General features: G+C 38.9%; 20 protein-coding genes. 16 read left to right on the forward strand and 4 right to left on the reverse strand.

What is annotated here, in order from left to right; all coding sequences use genetic code 11:
• Positions 1-28: 28 nt before the first annotated feature.
• The 9 genes from AB3N04_RS15285 to AB3N04_RS15325 all read left to right on the forward strand — a co-directional run bounded on the left by AB3N04_RS15285 (position 29) and on the right by AB3N04_RS15325 (position 7,741).
• Entirely contained in the window at positions 29-1,240 is a 1,212-nt protein-coding gene (locus AB3N04_RS15285; protein ID WP_368503557.1) for an argininosuccinate synthase, read from the forward strand.
• A complete protein-coding gene (gene argH / locus AB3N04_RS15290) occupies positions 1,237-2,637 on the forward strand; it encodes an argininosuccinate lyase (RefSeq protein WP_368503558.1) in 1,401 nt (466 codons plus the stop codon). The genes AB3N04_RS15285 and argH overlap by 4 nt, the downstream gene beginning before the upstream one ends.
• A 61-nt stretch (positions 2,638-2,698) precedes the next feature.
• Entirely contained in the window at positions 2,699-2,860 is a 162-nt protein-coding gene (locus tag AB3N04_RS15295) for a hypothetical protein (protein ID WP_368503559.1), read from the forward strand.
• Positions 2,861-3,027: 167 nt separating this feature from the next.
• A complete protein-coding gene (locus tag AB3N04_RS15300) occupies positions 3,028-3,786 on the forward strand; it encodes an SDR family oxidoreductase (RefSeq protein ID WP_368503560.1) in 759 nt (252 codons plus the stop codon).
• 55 nt (positions 3,787-3,841) lie between these two features.
• Positions 3,842-4,216, forward strand: a complete 375-nt coding sequence (locus AB3N04_RS15305) for a hypothetical protein (protein ID WP_368503561.1) — start codon at positions 3,842-3,844, stop codon at positions 4,214-4,216.
• A gap of 173 nt (positions 4,217-4,389) precedes the next feature.
• Complete coding sequence (locus tag AB3N04_RS15310; RefSeq protein WP_317121993.1) at positions 4,390-5,244, forward strand: YitT family protein; 855 nt, start codon at positions 4,390-4,392, stop codon at positions 5,242-5,244.
• 65 nt (positions 5,245-5,309) lie between these two features.
• A complete protein-coding gene (locus tag AB3N04_RS15315) occupies positions 5,310-5,993 on the forward strand; it encodes a metal-dependent hydrolase (RefSeq protein WP_368503562.1) in 684 nt (227 codons plus the stop codon).
• 95 nt (positions 5,994-6,088) lie between these two features.
• Positions 6,089-6,328 carry a hypothetical protein gene (locus AB3N04_RS15320; RefSeq protein ID WP_368503563.1) on the forward strand — a complete coding sequence of 80 codons (240 nt, stop codon included), beginning with the start codon at positions 6,089-6,091 and terminating at the stop codon, positions 6,326-6,328.
• Between the two features lie 105 nt (positions 6,329-6,433).
• Positions 6,434-7,741 (forward strand): CBS domain-containing protein, encoded by a 1,308-nt coding sequence (locus tag AB3N04_RS15325; RefSeq protein WP_317121996.1) that lies wholly within the window; start codon positions 6,434-6,436, stop codon positions 7,739-7,741.
• A 42-nt stretch (positions 7,742-7,783) separates the two neighbouring features.
• Here the strand turns inward: AB3N04_RS15325 and AB3N04_RS15330 are convergent, their stop codons facing one another.
• Positions 7,784-8,071, reverse strand: coding sequence for a YtpI family protein (locus AB3N04_RS15330; protein WP_368503564.1), 288 nt, complete (start codon positions 8,069-8,071; stop codon positions 7,784-7,786).
• Positions 8,072-8,179: 108 nt separating this feature from the next.
• Here AB3N04_RS15330 and AB3N04_RS15335 point away from each other — a divergent pair, with 108 nt between their 5' ends.
• The gene (locus AB3N04_RS15335; RefSeq protein ID WP_368503565.1) at positions 8,180-9,133 is read left to right on the forward strand and encodes a bifunctional oligoribonuclease/PAP phosphatase NrnA; all 954 of its coding nucleotides are present in this window, start codon (positions 8,180-8,182) and stop codon (positions 9,131-9,133) included.
• Positions 9,134-9,175: 42 nt separating this feature from the next.
• Here the strand turns inward: AB3N04_RS15335 and AB3N04_RS15340 are convergent, their stop codons facing one another.
• The 3 genes from AB3N04_RS15340 to AB3N04_RS15350 all read right to left on the reverse strand — a co-directional run bounded on the left by AB3N04_RS15340 (position 9,176) and on the right by AB3N04_RS15350 (position 10,343).
• Positions 9,176-9,391, reverse strand: a complete 216-nt coding sequence (locus AB3N04_RS15340; RefSeq protein WP_368503566.1) for a hypothetical protein — start codon at positions 9,389-9,391, stop codon at positions 9,176-9,178.
• Between the two features lie 110 nt (positions 9,392-9,501).
• Positions 9,502-10,008, reverse strand: coding sequence for a sporulation membrane protein YtrI (gene ytrI / locus AB3N04_RS15345; RefSeq protein WP_317122000.1), 507 nt, complete (start codon positions 10,006-10,008; stop codon positions 9,502-9,504).
• A complete protein-coding gene (locus AB3N04_RS15350; protein ID WP_012960026.1) occupies positions 10,005-10,343 on the reverse strand; it encodes a YtrH family sporulation protein in 339 nt (112 codons plus the stop codon). Before AB3N04_RS15350 ends, ytrI begins: the two co-directional genes overlap by 4 nt.
• A 217-nt stretch (positions 10,344-10,560) precedes the next feature.
• Between AB3N04_RS15350 and dnaE the strand changes: the two genes are divergently transcribed.
• The 6 genes from dnaE (at position 10,561) to pfkA (ending at position 19,154) form a co-directional block, all read left to right on the forward strand.
• Entirely contained in the window at positions 10,561-13,902 is a 3,342-nt protein-coding gene (gene dnaE, locus AB3N04_RS15355; RefSeq protein WP_368503567.1) for a DNA polymerase III subunit alpha, read from the forward strand.
• Positions 13,903-14,119: 217 nt separating this feature from the next.
• The gene (locus AB3N04_RS15360; protein ID WP_368503568.1) at positions 14,120-15,361 is read left to right on the forward strand and encodes an NADP-dependent malic enzyme; all 1,242 of its coding nucleotides are present in this window, start codon (positions 14,120-14,122) and stop codon (positions 15,359-15,361) included.
• 32 nt (positions 15,362-15,393) lie between these two features.
• The gene (locus tag AB3N04_RS15365; protein ID WP_368503569.1) at positions 15,394-16,059 is read left to right on the forward strand and encodes a FadR/GntR family transcriptional regulator; all 666 of its coding nucleotides are present in this window, start codon (positions 15,394-15,396) and stop codon (positions 16,057-16,059) included.
• A gap of 90 nt (positions 16,060-16,149) precedes the next feature.
• On the forward strand, positions 16,150-16,998 hold the full coding sequence (gene accD / locus AB3N04_RS15370; RefSeq protein WP_368503570.1) for an acetyl-CoA carboxylase, carboxyltransferase subunit beta: 849 nt from the start codon (positions 16,150-16,152) through the stop codon (positions 16,996-16,998).
• 14 nt (positions 16,999-17,012) lie between these two features.
• Positions 17,013-17,990, forward strand: a complete 978-nt coding sequence (gene accA, locus AB3N04_RS15375; protein ID WP_368503571.1) for an acetyl-CoA carboxylase carboxyl transferase subunit alpha — start codon at positions 17,013-17,015, stop codon at positions 17,988-17,990.
• A 204-nt stretch (positions 17,991-18,194) separates the two neighbouring features.
• On the forward strand, positions 18,195-19,154 hold the full coding sequence (gene pfkA / locus AB3N04_RS15380) for a 6-phosphofructokinase (protein WP_368503572.1): 960 nt from the start codon (positions 18,195-18,197) through the stop codon (positions 19,152-19,154).
• Positions 19,155-19,159 lie beyond the last annotated feature (5 nt).

A 19,159-nucleotide genomic window follows, 5' to 3' on the forward strand; every position in this document is an offset into this window, starting at 1 on the left:
ATGAATATTCATTTGGAGGGAATCGAAAATGACAAAGAAAAAAGTGGTTTTAGCATACTCGGGTGGTCTTGATACATCAGTAGCAATTAAGTGGTTAGCGGATAAGGGGTATGACGTTATTGCAGTAGGTCTAGATGTCGGTGAAGGAAAAGATTTAGATTTTGTAAAAGAGAAAGCATTAAAAGTTGGAGCTAGTCAATCGTATACGATTGATGCGAAGAAAGAATATGCAGAAGAATTTGTTTTGCCAGCATTACAAGCACATGCATTATATGAACAAAAATATCCACTTGTTTCTGCTCTATCTCGTCCGCTCATTTCAAAAAAACTAGTTGAAATAGCCGAGCAAACTGGTGCCACAGCAGTTGCTCATGGTTGTACGGGAAAAGGAAACGACCAAGTACGTTTTGAAGTATCCATTCAAGCTCTTAATCCAAACTTAGAAGTAATGGCTCCTGTACGTGAGTGGGCATGGTCTCGTGATGAAGAAATAGAATATGCAAAACAACATAACATCCCGATTCCAGTGAACTTAGATAATCCGTATTCAGTCGATCAAAACTTATGGGGACGTAGTAATGAATGTGGAGTTCTAGAAGATCCATGGGCAACACCACCCGAAGGCGCATATGAATTAACGACTTCAATTGAGAATACACCGGATACAGCAGATGTGATTGAGATTGGATTTGAACAAGGTGTTCCGGTTACATTAAACGGTAAATCTTATCAATTAGATAATCTTATCTTAGAACTAAATGATATCGCAGGTAAGCATGGGGTCGGACGTATTGATCACGTTGAGAACCGTCTTGTTGGAATTAAATCTCGTGAAGTATATGAATGTCCAGGTGCTATGACATTAATTAAAGCACACAAAGAACTTGAAGATCTTACATTACCTAAAGAAGTGGCGCACTTTAAGCCTGTAGTTGAAAAGAAATTTACTGAACTTATTTATGAAGGACTTTGGTTCTCACCTTTACAACCAGCAATTGCTGCTTTCTTAAAAGAAACGCAAAAATCTGTTACAGGGGTTGTACGTGTGAAATTATTTAAAGGCCACGCGGTTGTTGAAGGACGTAAATCTGAATTCTCTTTATATGATGAAAAACTTGCAACATATACACCAGACGATGAATTTGATCACAATGCAGCTGTTGGATTTATCTCATTATGGGGCTTACCAACCAAGGTGCATAGCATTGTGAACAAGAAAAAGGAGGAAGTCACACTGTGAGCAAGCTTTGGGGAGGACGCTTTACTAAAACAGCAGAAGAGTGGGTCGATGCATTCGGTGCATCGATCGGCTTTGATCAAAAGCTAGTAAAAGAAGATATTACTGGTAGTTTGGCTCACGTCACCATGCTTGGTAAGTGTGGCATCTTACCTAATGATGAAGTGGATCTAATAAAAGAAGGGCTCAAAACCTTGCAAAAGAAAGCAGAATCAGGTGACCTGGAGTTTTCTGTACAAAATGAAGATATTCATTTAAATCTTGAAAAGCTATTAATTGATGAGATCGGCCCTGTTGGGGGGAAGCTTCATACAGGTCGCAGTAGAAATGACCAAGTTGCAACGGATATGCACTTGTATTTACGTAATGAAACGAAAGAAATTATGGAGGCTGTTAAGTCTTTACAAACAGCTCTTGTTAATCAGGCAAAGCAACATGTCGAAACGTTAATCCCAGGTTATACACATTTGCAACGAGCTCAGCCTGTTTCATTTGCTCATCATTTAATGGCTTATTTCTGGATGCTTGAACGTGATTATGGTCGTTATGAGGACAGTTTGAAGCGTGTGAATATCTCACCACTTGGGGCTGGAGCATTAGCTGGAACGACTTTTCCAATTGATCGTGAATATTCAGCAGAATTATTAGGGTTTGAAGGGATTTATGAGAATAGCCTTGATGCTGTTAGTGACCGAGACTTCATTCTTGAATTTCTAAGCTCTTCTGCCACACTGATGATGCACCTTTCGCGTTTGTGTGAGGAACTAATTCTATGGTCCACACAAGAATTTCAATTTGTTGAAATGGACGATAGTTTTGCAACTGGAAGTAGTATTATGCCGCAAAAGAAAAATCCTGATATGGCGGAATTGATTCGTGGTAAAACAGGACGAGTATATGGTAGTCTTTTCTCTTTATTAACGGTGTTAAAAGGACTACCGTTAGCCTACAACAAAGATATGCAAGAAGATAAAGAGGGTATGTTCGATGCTGTTGAAACGGTAAAAGGTTCGTTGAATATTTTTGCAGGAATGATTGAAACGATGACTGTGAACTCAGACACGATGGAAAAAGCGGTTCACCAAGATTTTTCAAATGCAACGGAGCTTGCAGATTACCTTGCCACTAAAGGACTTCCATTCCGTCAAGCTCATGAAGTAGTCGGCAAGCTTGTCCTTGTCGCAATTGAAAAAGGTGTTTATTTGCTTGACTTAACTCTTGATGAATATAAAAATGCCAGTGAATTATTTGAAGAAGATATCTTTGACGTTTTACAGCCAAAAACGGTAGTTGCTCGCCGCAATAGCGCGGGGGGAACAGGCTTTGAGCAAGTGAAGCTTGCTTTAAAGAAAGCAGATCACTTATTACATGTAAAAGAAGAAAGCCTTGTTTCGTCATAAAATCTATTGAAGTCGCTCATACTAGGTATGAAATACATGCCACTGAGGGAGAGTGACTTAAATGAAAGAGCATAAGTTGTCCAATTCTTTATATGATCAAGAAGGAGTCAATACTGTTCATGACCAAGTAATGAACGCCTACTACGCAGGGACGAATGAAACTCCTAAAGCGGAGCAAGAACAACATGAAAAGCAGCAGGATGACCAGAATTTGACTAACTAAACGATAGAAGCACGCCTCTTACAAAGTTGGAGAGGCGTGCTTCTTTTAGTAGGAGGATATTCCCTATGAAAGTCGAACGTTTGTAGATAAACCAGCGTGTTTTTTTACAACGATTTTGATACGTAGTATGATCAATTTACTAGCTTGATTTGAATGGGGGATGCTCAATGAGGCATGCATTAATTACTGCAGGGTCAAAGGGATTAGGTGTTCAAGTTACAGAATCATTATTAAAAAACGGGTATTCTGTGACGGTTACATATAGAAGCGACGAACAAGCAGTCGAAAAGATGAAAATGAAGTGGACTGATGCGGGTGACAGATTACAATTTGTGCAAGCAGATGTTACAAAAAAAGAAGACATTGAACGAGTTGTAAACGAGACGTTAGCTCAATTTGGGAAAATAGATATTTTGATTAATAACGCCGGCCCCTATGTTTTTGAACGAAAAAAATTGGTCGATTATGGTGAAGATGAATGGTATGAGATGATCGAAGGTAACTTAAGCGCAGTGTACCATTTGTTAAAAAAAGTGGTTCCAGTTATGCGTGAACAACAATACGGACGTATTATTATGTATGGGTTTCAAGGGGCGAATAGTGCACCAGGATGGATTTATCGTTCTGCCTATGCTGCAGCAAAAGTAGGATTGGTTTCATTAATGAAAACTATATCAATAGAAGAAGCAGAGTATGGAATTACGGCAAATATGGTATGTCCAGGGAACATCTTAGGTGAAATGAAAGAATCAACTATTCAAGAAGCAAGAGAACATCCTGACGCTGATACTCCAATTGGTCGCTCTGGTACAGGTGAAGATATAGCAAGAACTGTGCTATTTTTATGTGAAGAAAATGCTGATATGGTAACTGGAACTGTTGTTGAAGTTACTGGAGGCGTAGATGTTATACATCGATACCGCTAAAATTTTGTATAATTTTCCACCGGTCATCACACATTAAAGGTGAGGTGATGACTATATGAGAAAACAATCGATTTTTGCAGGCGGATATGCGTTGTTAATTAGCTTGTTACTAGCAACTACGATCTCTGCTTCGGGTGTAATGAGCGCTTCCTCGCTTCGGGTAACGATACTTGAAAATGATGTAACCTATGAGTATGAATATGATAACCCTCATCATTATGAATACGAAGAAGGGCGTCATGTTGTAAGAGGGGAAGAGGCTAAGCAAAAGGTATTGGAGCTTCTCACTCTTATAAAATTAAATGAAAACTCTAAAATAGAAGATATCGTACGTGAACTAAAACAACATCACCCCGATATTGAAAAGGTCGATATACGCTATATGAACGATGACAATAAACTGTTTACTTGGGTGTGGCATGATGAATAAGAAGTTGCTGTGTTTGCGGCAACTTTTTTTATTGTGAAAAAGGTAAATAGCCGAAGCTCCATCGCCATCATACCTAAACGAGGCATCTCCGCTTTTCTTCTAAGTTGTATGAGTATTCTTATTTGTTTGTCGTGTGTTAAAATTGGTGTTATAAAGGTTTTGGGGAGAATTGGATGAAGAAACTGATTGATTATTTGATTTTAACAGTAGGAGCCGTTATTGTGGCGGCAGGGTTAGAGCTGATCCTAGCTCCAAACAGTTTAGTTGATGGCGGGGTTACAGCACTTGCAATTATGGGTAATTCAATGTTTGGTTTACCTATATGGCTTGTGTATGTTGGGTTGAATATTCCCGCGCTGCTATTTTGTGGTAAGTTCATGGGGAAGCGCTTTGTTATTCGGACATTATATGCGAATGTCGTGACAACCATTGCCTTATCGCTCCTAGCTCCTATGCAAGCCATTACCTCTTCTGAAGTGTTAATTGTGTTATATGGAGGCCTCATGCTTGGTTTGGGCGTTGGGCTGGTTGTGAAGGCAGGTGGAGCAGTTGACGGAACAGAGATGATTGCGATTTGGGCTCAACGGAAATTTCACATTCCTATTAGTACGTTTCTGTTAGGAGTCAATGCCATTATCTTAACGGGTGCAGCTTTTGTATTTTCTCTTGAACAAGCGATGTTTAGTATTGCTGTTTTTTATATCGTATCAAAGCTAATTGATTTTGTGCTAGATGGCTTAAATCAGGGGAAATCGGTCATGATTATCTCTGATGCTCCTCATGAAGTGGGAGCGAAATTGATCGAAGAGCTAGATGTCCAAATTACCTATTTGTATGGACAAGGTGGCTATACGGGTGATGAGCGTTTACTCATTTACTGCATTACAAATCGTTTTATGTATCCAAAGCTAAAAGAAGTCGTAATGTCTGTTGACTCAAGTGCTGTGATTGAGGCTTCTTATGTGACTGAAACAGCCGGAGTGAAAAAGCAAACATTTTTTGAGGTGAACAGAGAAAGTAATAAATAAAGAGGATTTTTCATGTTAATGTGTAATGTATGTACGAGCAAACTTATTTAAGGGAGTGTACATTAATGAAGGTAAGCTATCATGGTCATTCAGTAGTTTTAGTCGAATCGAAAGGTAAAAAAATTATTTTTGATCCTTTTATAACAGGAAATGAATTAACAGATTTGAATGCGGATACCCTTGAAGTAGATGTAATCTTACTAACTCATGGTCATAATGATCACGTTGGAGACACGGTAGAATTAGCTAAGCGAAATAACGCATTGGTTATTGCGCCATTTGAACTTGCTACATATCTTGGCTGGAAGGGTGTTAATGTTCACCCGATGCATATTGGTGGAGCTCATACATTTGACTTTGGAACAGTGAAATTGACGCAAGCTTTTCATGGCTCTGCTTATACAGAGGAAGAAAGCCAAAAAATCATATACACAGGTATGCCGGCTGGGATCTTATTGACGCTAGAAGGAAAGACAATCTATCATGCGGGAGACACTGCTTTATTTTCGGACATGAAATTAATTGGAGAGCGTAACCTTATTGATCTGGCATTTATTCCAATTGGTGATAACTTTACGATGGGGCCAGAAGATGCAAGTATCGCGGCAGAATGGCTACAAGCAAAACAAGTCGTACCTGTTCACTATAATACGTTCCCTGTTATCGAACAGGATCCAAATGAATTCGCAGCCAATTTATCTGGTAAAAAAGGCAAAGTGTTAGAAGTAGGAGAATCCATTGAATTATAAGCCAAGACCAAGTAAGAACTTTTTCTTACTTGGTCTTTTTCTATGTTCTTGTACATAGTAGTAGGAGAGAAGGATTTCTATGGGGAGGAACTCGGATGAAACAGAGACTTTTCATTAGCTTATTACTAGCTAGTACATTATTGATTTATAGTTTTGGGTACTTACCTCTTCAAGAGAGTGGTTTCGCTGGTATGTTTGCATGGAGTTGGTTAGCCTTTAGCTTCCTTGTTATTGGAGGAAATATCTATGGGTTGTTATCCCAAATGAGTAAACCTGTCCGCATAAAAAAAGGTCGAGCTGTATCAAACACAGATACGACGAAAGTGAGAGGGTAATAAGATAGCCTTGCTACTGTATTCTATCAGCCGTATAATAGGACTAGTACAGTTTACCAATATAACAACGGTACAGCTGATTAGAATGAATGTGTGGAGGCTATCATGGCTACAAAGCATGAGCAAATATTAGAATACATTTCAAATTTAGAGGTAGGCGAAAAGATATCAGTCCGCCAAATTGCCAAAGCGCTTCAAGTGAGCGAAGGTACTGCTTATCGCGCAATTAAAGAAGCTGAAAATCAAAGTTTAGTTAGTACGATTGAGCGAGTTGGGACCATTCGTATTGAAAAAAAGAAAAAAGAAAATATCGAAAAATTAACATATGCGGAAATTGTAAATATCGTTGATGGACAAGTTCTAGGTGGTAAGGATGGTCTTCATAAGACGTTAAATCGCTTTGTCATTGGGGCAATGAAATTAGATGCGATGATGCGTTATGTTGAGGCCGGTAACTTATTAATTGTAGGAAATCGTTATCAAGGTCATAAATTGGCGCTTGAGGTAGGTGCAGCTGTATTAATTACAGGTGGGTTTGATACGAGTGAAGAAGTAATTCAGTTGGCTGATGAACTTTCTCTTCCGATCATTTCAACTAGTTATGATACGTTTACTGTTGCTGCAATGATTAACCGGGCCATATATGACCAACTTATTAAAAAAGAAATTATACTTGTGGATGATATCCTTATTCCACTACAAGATACGTATTATATGACAACAGCTAATGCCGTTGAAAAGTGGCATGAGTTAAATTCGAAAACAGGACATAGTCGATACCCTGTTATTGATGAACAAATGCGAATCCAAGGGATGGTTGCTGCAAAAGATGTGCTTGGTGCGACCAAACAAACATCGATCGAAAAGGTGATGACAAAAAATCCAATTACTGTTAATGAGCGGACGTCAGTAGCATCCGTTGCTCATGTAATGGTCTGGGAAGGGATTGAGCTTTTACCCGTAATTGATAGCCAACGGCGTTTAATTGGGGTGATTAGTCGTCAAGATGTATTAAAGGCTCTGCAAATGGTTCAACGACAGCCTCATGTTGGGGAAACGATTGAAGATACAGTTGCAAGTAGGATTCAAGAGCAAACATTAGAATCAGGAATTGCATACGAATGTGAAGTCACACCGCAGATGACGAACCAAATTGGAACGATTTCTTATGGGGTTATGACAACACTTGTAACGGAAGCTGGAAGTCGTATTATGCGTAAGTATAAAAAAGGTGATCTCGTAGTAGAGAATATTACGCTTTACTTTATTAAGCCTGTTCAAATCGAAAGTCGTATTGTTATACAGCCGAGAGTGTTAGAGATCGGGCGTAAGCATGGTAAAATTGATGTAGAAATGTTTCATGAGGGAGAAATTGTAGGGAAAGCCCTAATGATGGCTCAACTTATTGAATAAGAAAAAGGCTTGGCAATTATGCCGAGCCTTTTATACGTATGCTTAAGTATTGTCCATTTGCGGAATATAATGTTTGTAAGCTTTGTACCCTAAAATAATATTAGCTGTACCTAAAATGAGAAAGACAATGCCAACTACAACATCAACTGTACTTCTAGGAGAAATTAATAAGTTAATACTAATGGCTACTAGAAAAAAACCAATTGAGATGTTGGCCTTCGTTTGGTATATACGTTTCAGAAGTCCTTCAGGTGTACGCCATGTTTTGATCTTATTGTAAATAAAAAAGACCGCAGAAAAAACAATAATAATTGTCATGATTTTATCCATACTACATGTTCCCCCTCCATATGCTATCATTATTGTAGCGTGAGTAGGCGTTAATTGCTAGTGAACGAACGATGAACGAGAATGATACTCGAAGAAAGTAGGAGAAAAATGAATACCATTGAATCGATTATAAATGAAATCGAAAAAGCAGAGACGATTATTATTCATCGTCATGAGCGACCAGACCCTGATGCCCTTGGATCACAGTTAGGGTTGAGAGAAGTTCTTAGACAAACGTTTCCATCTAAATCGATCTATGCAGTGGGAGAAAGTGAGCCTTCCCTTTTATTCCTTGGAGAAATGGATCGTATTGAAGATGAAGTATACGAAGGTGCGTTGGTCATCGTTTGCGATACTGCTAATACAGGTCGAATTTGTGATAAACGATATACTTTAGGAGCAAGTCTGATAAAAATTGATCATCATCCAAATGAGGAACCATATGGCGATATAGTATGGGTTGATACGACTGCAAGCTCCACCAGTGAAATGATGATTATGTTGTGTGAAGAGGCTAAAGATAGAGGATATCAACTCCTTTCAGAAAGTGCTTTATTGCTTTATGCAGGAATTGTAGGAGATACAGGACGTTTTCGCCATAACAATACCACAGCTCAAACGATGCAACTTACTAGTAAGCTAATCGAAGTAGGGTTTGACCAGAATCAATTTTATAGTCAATTGCATAAACGTGACCTGAAAATAACAAGGCTCGAAGGGTATGTTTTACAACATTTTGAGGTCATTGATGATGCGGTAGGTGTTATGAAATTAACGAAAGATGTTTTAAACCAATTTAATGTAACCTCTAGTGAATCTTCACAACTAGTCAACTGCTTTTCGGATGTGGAGGGCTTAAGAACGTGGGTATTTTTCGTAGAGGATGAGGAAAAAATCCGTGTTAGACTTCGTTCAAGAGGACCAATTATTAACGCCATTGCCCAAGAACATAATGGCGGAGGGCACCCAATGGCATCTGGAGCAACTGTTTATTCATGGAGTGAAGCACAAGAAATTGTAGGGAAACTAATCGAAGCTTGTCATAAAGAAAAAAGCGTGTGAGCCGTCGCTCCACGCTTTTTGTTGATATAGTTAGTGGGTTTTTTATTGAGTTACTTCTCTTTCGCCAGGGATAAACCAAGAGCCTACCTCTGTTACGTCTTCATGAACGGCAATGCCTTCTTTGGCTAATTGCTTTCGAATTAATTCAGAAACTTCTTTACTCTCAGCAAAGGCCGATAAACCAGACTTAATTTTATCCACTTTCTTTTGAGCCATGGCTTTACGATTAAGGACCATTTCCTTACCAGTTACATCCATATTGACAGCCTCCTTCATATATAAATAATGACGTGATTAATTAGTTCAAGTATACAATAAAGAAGATGGCTAAGTTACGGAATTTTTAAAAGTTCTCAAAACTGTTAAAGTTATGAGCGAGGGGGGATGATCTTAGCATAGATCTTTAAAGTGGTATAGAGATGTACTCGCTCGACATCTAGTTGTAAGCGATGGTCTCCCGCTTCAAACAATTTATTCTCAAGTGTTCGTATCATTAACCCTTCTGTATCAGAAACAGATGCGATGTTTTTTTGGTCAAGAAAAGACAACTCTTCTAAAGCCTGTTGTTGTAATTCGAATAGTGTTAATTGATTTAACCGTAGTTTTTGAGTGTTCGTAAAATGAATTTCAATTTTTTGAACCGTTAATTTTCGTATGTTTTCTTCATTATCTTCCTTTTGTTGACTCCTAAGTTCCTCAATCGTTTTCGTCTGATTCTCAATCGTTACCTCTTGTTCTGATAACTTCACCATCAGCCCTTCATAAATTAATCCATATTGGTACAGAAAGAAGACCCATCCAATAAGAACACCAATAATAATTCCTGCAAAAAATCGTTGCCAGCCTGGACGTTTGTAATAAGGAGGAATTCTCATAACGGTAATTGCTCTCCTCCGACAATCCATTGTATTAACTTGGTTCCAGTCTGCGCTCCACATAATGCAGCAAAAATTAAAAATAACGTTCTGTATATATCGTCATGTGTCCCGTTGAATAAGCCTCTTTCAATGTTTGTAATGACATCGAATGTTCCGCCAATAGCAGCAACTATTGCCCAAATCTTTAAACTACCTGCTAAATTATACATTACTGATAAAGGTGGCTTTCCAATGAGAAAGGCTCCAATTCCTCCGATAATCGCTCCACCTACGATGACTCCAAAAGCAACAAAATAATCAATAATGAGATTTGCGAGAAGGTCACGATCCATTTTGTTTCTCACATCCTTTAATTGGGTTGTCCCATACGTTTATATAATATATAGGAAAGAGTAGACATTTATGCTTGTAAACAATATTTAAACCAGCTAATCGTCTTGGATGTATAATATAAAAATAAAAAAGAATAAAGGTAAGTTATTAGTGAAAGTGGACAAAGGAGTACTATAATAAGGGCATACATATTTGCAAAGAGAGAAGGTGAGGAAAGTGGACTTGCTTCATACACATGTCTATAGCGAGTACAGCTTACTTTCATCGACTAATCGTATTGAGCAACTAGTGTCACAAGCAAAAAAGGAAGGGTACGGTGCCCTTGCCCTGACAGATAAAGGGGTTATGTATGGAGCGATACCTTTTTATAAAGCTTGTTTAAAAGCCGGAATCAAGCCGATTATTGGCCTTGAAGTGCCGATTGACACACAAGTGAATGGAAGGCGCGCGCATCTAAGGTTATTAGCGAAAAATAAAGCTGGTTATCAATCTTTACTAACGATCTCCACAGAATTACAAATGAAATCGGATAAAGCCCGATTTTTTACAAAAGAAGAGCTACTCCCTCATTTAGGTCATTGTGTTGTGATCCTTTCCTATGATGGAGGGCCCGTTCAGGAGTATGTGAAAAGCAAAGAGGAAGGTCTAGCTCAAGAATGGTGCAGAGAGTGGATTACACTCAAGCATATGGGAGCCTGGTATATTGATTTACAAGGAACCATTGAAAATGATCGAGCATTTTGGAAGAGAATTAGTCAGTTCGCAGCTAGTAATGAACTAAAAGTAATAGGTTCAAATCCTGTTTTATACACTAAAAAGGGTGATTATGAAGCATATGCGGCAGTCAGAGCCATTCGCTTAGGTACAACCATTCATCTTGAAGAGCCAAATCACGAGGAGCGTTTTTTTTATCTCCGATCGATTGAAGAGTATCAAGCTACTTTCAGCGAATGTCGAGAGGCTCTACTAGGGTTACAAGAAATAGATCAATTATGTCAGCTTGAATTAGATCTGGATTCACGCTATTTACCGGTTTATCCGTTCACTAAGAAAAATACTCCACGTGAAGAGCTTAGGAACGCCTGTTTACAAGGGATAGATAAGAGGTTTGGGTCGCGTCCCGCGGAAGAAGTCACACAGAGACTTGAGGTAGAATTAAAAGTAATTGATCAAATGGGCTTTAATGATTACTTTCTAATCGTCTCTGACTTTATGCAGTATGCTAGGAATCGGAAAATGATGACGGGCCCTGGTCGTGGTTCAGCTGCGGGATCTTTAGTTGCCTATGTGTTATATATTACAGACGTTAATCCTCTTGAATACGACTTGCTGTTCGAGCGTTTCCTTAATCCAGAACGAATCACCTTACCTGATATAGATATCGATTTCCCAGATCATCGTCGGGATGAAGTGATTCGCTATGTTCAAGAGAAGTATGGGCATGATCGTGTAGCACAAATAGCAACGTTTGGGACACTTGCTGCAAAGGCTTCTGTACGTGATACAGGAAAAGTTCTTTCGTGTGACTCTTATTTGATTGAAAAAATGGCTAAATTAATTCCTGCAACTTCTGGTATGACGATTAAAAAAGCTATTCAGATAGACCGTGAGTTAAAAACGTTGTACCAAGAGTCAAAGGATGCACGAAGACTACTCGACATTGCTCAATCCATTGAAGGGCTTATGAGGCATGTATCTACTCATGCAGCAGGGGTAGTTATTAGTCCAGTTCCACTTACGGAGCTTGTTGCTTTGCAAAGGGGTCAAGGTCAAGGTGTATTAACACAGGCGACAATGGGAGTCGTTGAGGAAATAGGTTTAGTTAAGTTCGATTTTCTCGGATTACGTAATTTAACCTTACTTGAACGTGTTGTTTCAATTATTGAAGAACATTCTGGAGAAGTAATTGATGTTCGTAACTTACCCATTGATGATCAAAAAACCTATCAATTATTAGCCGATAGTGACACAACGGGGGTATTTCAACTTGAGTCAGCAGGGATGAGACAGGTTCTACGCTCACTAAAGCCAACTGAATTTGAAGATATAGTGGCTGTAAATGCTCTCTACCGACCGGGGCCAATGGAATTTATTAATGTTTATGTAGAAGGCAAACATAAACGAAGACCTTTATCCTCTCCTCACCCAGATTTAAATGAAATCATTGAAAGAACGTATGGAGTTATTGTTTATCAAGAGCAAATTATGCAAATTGTCGTAAAAATGGCTGGCTTCTCATTAGCGGAAGCCGATTTATTGAGGCGAGCAATAAGTAAGAAAAATAAGCATGAGCTAGAAAAGAGTAGGGTTGATTTCATTACTGGGGCTATTCAAAAAGGCTACGAAGAAGACGTAGCGAAGAATGTATTTCAATTGATTGATCGATTTGCAAATTACGGATTTAACCGAAGTCATGCGGTTGCTTACAGCATGATCAGTTATCAATTAGCTTACTTAAAGACTCATTACCCATTAGCCTTTCATACTGCATTATTGTCGAGTGTGTGGAATACGACTGAGAAATTAATGGAATTGCTACAGGAGTCGAAAAGAAGAAAGATTGACGTATTACCACCAAAGCTCTCTAAAAGTGGGTTGTTATTTACATTAGAGAATGAGGCGATTCGATTTGGCTTATTGCCAATTAGCCATGTCGGCATTCAAGCAGCCAGACATATTATTGAATTAATTCAAGAGAAACCGTTCAAAGATCTTTTTGATTATTGTTCACGTGTAAATCAACGAATTGTAAATAGGAGAGCAACAGAAAACTTAATAAAAGCAGGGGCGATGGATGAGTTTAAAGAAGATCGAGCCACACTGCTGTATAATCTTGATCAAGCTTATGCTTTTGCTGAAAAGGTTCAAACGTTTCAAGATGAAACAGCAGGGTTGTTCACAATTGATGTAGAAGCGCCTCATTATGAAAAGGTCGATCCACTAACTCTTCAAGAAAGGCTCTTTTTCGAACGGGAAGCTCTCGGTGTTTATGTATCTGGTCACCCCTTAGAACAAGTAAGTGAGGTTCTCGAAAAGTATCAGCGCATAAATATTGTGGATCTTTCTACACAGAAGGCAAAGGTAAGGATCGCTGGTTTAGTATCGAATTTAAAAAAGATCACAACGAAAAAAGGTGATCCGATGGCTTTTTTAGAGGTTGGAGATGAGACTGAACAGTGTGAAGTGACTGTATTTCCAGATGTGTGGCAACAACATGGAAAGATGATAAAAGAAGGAGAACTTCTTTTCATGGAGGGTTCGCTTGATCATAAGCGGGATAAGCCACAATTCATCTTAAAAAGATGTGTACCCGTGCAAACGATTGTTACCCAAGTAAAATCGAAACCTACCCTTTATTTAAAAGTGGTCGATCCTGCCCATTTCTCTCTAGTAAAAGCTTGTTTGTTAGAAGATAAAGGAAATACAGAAGTGGTTGTCTATCTTGATAACGAGAAACAAACAATTAAATTGGAGGCTGATTATAAAGTCGGTCCTAGTGAAGAATGTATGAGGGCGTTAGAAGAATTGCTTGGGCCAGAGCACGTCGTTTTAAAGTAACGTGATGGCTTTAGAAAGTAGATCTAGATAAGGAATGGTAGGAGTTGAATAAACCTTTCCACTAATCACCCCTTGTTGATCGTTATAGTTTTGTTTATAATTAAGAATGATTTTGGTGGTCAGACCAATTATGTTTGTGTACAATGATTCACAACTAACTGAACAAGTATTAAAAATAGAAACGGTCTTGCTACCGAACTAAAGGAGAGTGTCTGTTGTGTCAACAACAAGAGAGGAAGCGCTACATATTCACCGCGCAAATCAAGGAAAGTTAGAATCAAAATCAAAGGTCCCTGTAAAAAACGCTCGTGATTTAAGTCTTGCTTATTCACCAGGCGTTGCAGAACCGTGTAAAGAAATTTTTGAAGATGTTGAATCAGTTTATGAATATACAATGAAAGGCAACATGGTTGCTGTTGTTAGTAACGGAACAGCTGTACTAGGCTTAGGTAATATCGGTCCTGAAGCATCTCTACCAGTCATGGAAGGAAAAGCTGTATTATTCAAATCATTTGCTGGAGTAGATGCCTTCCCAATTTGCTTACGTTCAACTGACGTTGATACGATTGTTGAAACAGTTAAATTAATGGAACCTACTTTTGGTGGAGTAAACCTAGAAGATATTGCTGCCCCTAGTTGCTTTGAGATCGAAGAACGTCTAAAGAAAGAAGCTAATATTCCTGTTTTCCATGATGATCAACATGGTACAGCGATTGTTACACTAGCAGGGCTAATTAATGCTCTTAAATTGACTGGTAAAAAAATGTCGGAAATTAAAGTGGTAGCAAACGGTGCTGGTTCTGCAGGTATCGCTATTATTAAATTAATGCAACGCATGGGTGTTCGCGACATTATTATGTGTGATTCTAAAGGATCTATCTTTGATGGTCGTTCTTACGGCATGAACGATGTCAAAGCAGAAGTAGCTAAGTTTACAAACCGTGATCGCCTAGAGGGAACTCTTGCTGATGTGATTAAAGACACAGACGTTTTTATTGGTGTATCTGTAGCCGGTGCTCTTACTGAAGAGATGATAGAGACTATGAACGAAGATCCAATTATTTTCGCAATGGCGAATCCAGTTCCTGAAATCATGCCTGAAAAAGCAAAAGCTGCAGGAGCTAAAGTAATTGGGACAGGCCGTTCAGATTTCCCTAACCAAGTAAATAATGTATTAGCCTTCCCAGGAATTTTCCGCGGTGCATTAGATGTTCGTGCTACACATATCAACGAAGAAATGAAAGTAGCTGCAGTTTATGCGATTGCAGACCTAGTTGCTGAAGCTGACTTATCGGCTGACTATGTAATCCCTGCACCATTTGACCCTCGTGTAGCACCTGCAGTGGCAGCTGCGGTTGCTAAGACAGCTATGGAAACAGGAGTAGCTCGCTTGAAGGTTGATCCAGAACAAATTGCTGAAAAGACTCGCCAACTTGCAATTATTGGTCAAGATAAATAATGCCAAAGCAATTAATGAGGTGTGGTTGACTCATGACAGTGGAACAACCCAAAGTCTATATCGAAATAATCAATAAGATTAATGAGATTATGAAAGAAGACAACCTATCACAAGGTGATCGTCTTCCCTCAGAGCGCGAGTTGAGCGACCGACTAAATGTTGGTCGCTCCTCTGTGCGTGAGGCTCTTAGAGCTTTAGAGTTGTTAGACCTGATTGAAACACGTAGAGGTGAAGGAACCTTTTTGAAGCCTGCTAATAGTCACCGCCTCGTCAGTATTATTCTTTCTTTTTTATTAAAAGACGAGAGTGCAAAGCAGGATTTAACAGAAACTAGGCGAATTGTAGAATTAGAAGCGACTCGCTTAGCTTTGGGAAGAATGAACCAGCAGACTTTAGATCGTCTAGAAGAGCTAATTTATCAATCAAAAGAGGAATGGAAGCATGGTGATTTTCCTGTAGATGAAGATTATTTATTTCACAAGACGATTGTAGAAGCGTGTGGAAATCGACTTCTCCTAAATATTTGGATTTCACTGGTGGAATATAACAAGGTTGCTATTAAGGAATCTCTTCAAAGAGAAGGAAGACCTACAGCTTCGATTAAGGAGCATGAAGCTATCTTTAAAGCTCTAGCCGACAATCGATTAGATGATGCATTAGAAGCTATGCGTAAACATTTAGAGAATAGTCGTTTTTAGTTTTAGTATGAAAGTACAGGTTGTACTATTTTTGAACAAGTTATCATATGCTCTAAAAAAATATGAGTCTTAAGCTAGTGAGGTGCTGAAATGCTTAAGGATTTATTCACGAAAAAGAAACGATATGCCACTATCCCTTCAGAACGAGCAAAACAAGAAGTTCCAGAAGGGTTAATGACGAAATGCCCTACTTGTCGAACCATTATGTATACAAAAGAATTAAAAAAGAATTTAAATGTTTGTGATTCTTGTGGGCATCATCACCGTATGACGGCTTATGAGAGAATAAATAGTTTATTAGATGCGGGAAGTTTTGTTGAATACGACAAAATGATGATTGGAAAAAACCCTCTAGATTTCCCTACCTATGAAGAGAAGTTAGAAGCAGATAGAGTAAAAACGAATCTTAATGAGGCAGTAGTTACAGGCGAAGGCGATATTAATGGTTTTCCTGCTGTAGTAGCTGTTATGGATGCACGTTTCCGTATGGGAAGTATGGGCTCAGTTGTAGGCGAAAAAATTACAAGAGCGATAGAGGTTGCAATTGAAAAGGATTATCCATTCCTGTTGTTTTCAGCTTCAGGAGGAGCACGCATGCAAGAGGGTGTTCTAAGCTTAATGCAAATGGCTAAAACAAGTGCAGCTTTGCAAAAGCTCAGTCAAAACGGAGGGTTATTTATCTCCGTTATGACACATCCAACTACAGGTGGAGTGTCGGCCAGTTTTGCTTCGCTTGGAGACTATAATTTTGCAGAACCTGGTGCCCTCATAGGGTTTGCAGGTAGACGTATTATTGAACAAACGATCCGTCAAGAGTTACCGGATGACTTCCAAACGGCTGAATTTTTATTGAAGCACGGGCAACTTGATCGCGTTGTGCCACGTAAAGAAATGAAAAAAATGATAACCACTATTTTAGATATCCATCAACATGCGTAAGGAGGTGTAGGAACATGGCGAGTGAATTAGGATTTGAGAGACCAATTGTTGAATTAAGAGATAAAATCTCTGAACTTAAAACGTTTACAAATGAAAAAGAAATCGATTTAAGTGATGAGATTGAGAAGCTTGAGAATAGACTTCAACAATTAGAAAAAGACATTTATGGAAATCTTCAAGCTTGGGAGAGAGTACAAATTGCTAGACACAGTGATCGTCCTACAACCCTTGATTACATCGAGTACTTGTTTACTGATTTCCTTGAAATGCATGGAGATCGTCTATATGGAGATGATGCAGCTATTGTAGGTGGTATCGCGAAATATCACGGAAAACCGATTACCGTCATTGGCCATCAACGAGGAAAAGACACAAAAGAAAATATTCGTCGGAATTTTGGAATGCCTCATCCTGAAGGTTACCGTAAGGCTCTAAGGCTGATGAAACAGGCTGAAAAATTTAATCGTCCAATTGTATGCTTTATTGATACAAAAGGTGCTTACCCTGGGATGGCAGCAGAAGAAAGAGGACAAAGTGAAGCGATTGCAAGAAACCTTCTTGAAATGTCTGGTTTAACGGTACCGGTTATTTGCATCGTTATTGGGGAAGGTGGAAGTGGTGGTGCACTAGCACTAGGAGTAGGAGATCGAATTTTCATGCTAGAAAATTCGACTTATTCAGTCATATCTCCTGAGGGAGCAGCTGCTCTTTTATGGAAAGATGCAACACTTGCTCAAAAAGCAGCTGAATCGATGAAGATTACAGCTCCCGACTTAAAAGAGTTAGGTGTTATTGATGATATTATTCGAGAAGCCAAAGGTGGAGCACATCGAGATGTGCAAAGTCAGGCCGAAGCCATTGATCGAATAGTATCTGCTTCACTGAAAGAATTGGAAGTATTATCCAAAGATGAGTTAGTGAACAAGCGTTATCAAAAATACAAAAAAATCGGACAATTTACGTTTGTAAACGATACCAATGGCGTAGAATAAGGTAAAGTGCTTTCTGTACAAAAGAAAGCACTTTTTGTTTTGGAAGCATCTGTATTGTGTTCAGTGCGTTAAAGTGGTATTTTTTTAAAATGAGAGCATGATAATAGGTGCAAAGCCACGAAGTGCATGTTTGTAAAAAAAGGGATTTTAATGATAAGTCACCTTTTGATATATAAATTTAGTTGATTGATGGAGGGAGTACTCATGAAACGAATTGGAGTATTAACAAGTGGTGGAGATTCACCAGGAATGAATGCCGCAATCCGTGCGGTCGTTCGTAAAGCAATTTTTCATGATGTAGAGGTGTATGGAATCTCTTATGGATATGCGGGGTTAATTGCCGGTGATATTCGCAAAATGGAGCTTGGTTCAGTAGGTGATATTATTCATCGCGGTGGGACGATGCTTTATACAGCACGATGCGAAGAGTTTAAAACCCTTGAAGGTCAGAAAAAGGGAATTGAGCAGCTAAAGAAATTCGGTATTGAAGGCCTGGTCGTGATTGGTGGAGATGGTTCTTACCGCGGAGCTCAAAAACTAACCGAGCATGGTTTCCCGACAATTGGTGTTCCTGGTACGATTGATAATGATATTCCTGGAACTGACTTTACAATCGGTTTTGACACAGCTTTAAACACCGTTATTGATGCAATTGATAAAATTCGTGATACAGCAACGTCTCATGAACGTACTTACGTGATTGAAGTAATGGGACGTCATGCGGGTGACTTGGCGCTTTGGTCTGGTTTGGCAGATGGGGCAGAAACGATTGTCATTCCTGAAGCTGATTATGACATGAATCAAATTATTAGTCGTCTTAAACGTGGACAAGAGCGTGGTAAGAAGCATAGTATTATCATTGTTGCTGAAGGTGTAGGCAGCGGTTTTGATTTCGGTAAAATGATTAGCGATGAAACAAAGATGGAAACAAGAGTAACTGTTCTTGGCCATATTCAACGTGGGGGTTCACCTACTGGAGCTGACCGTGTACTTGCAAGTCGACTTGGAGCTAAAGCTGTTGATTTATTAATTGATGGCGAAGCAGGCAGAACAGTAGGGATTCAAAACAATAAATTGGTTCATCATGATATTGATGAGATTTTAGCAGAACCACATACTATTGATTTAGAAATGTACAAGCTATCACAAGAGCTTTCCATTTAAATAAT

Origin of the sequence: Alkalihalophilus sp. As8PL (assembly GCF_040939795.1) — a bacterium.
GTDB classification, from domain to species: domain Bacteria; phylum Bacillota; class Bacilli; order Bacillales; family Bacillaceae_D; genus Alkalihalophilus; species Alkalihalophilus lindianensis.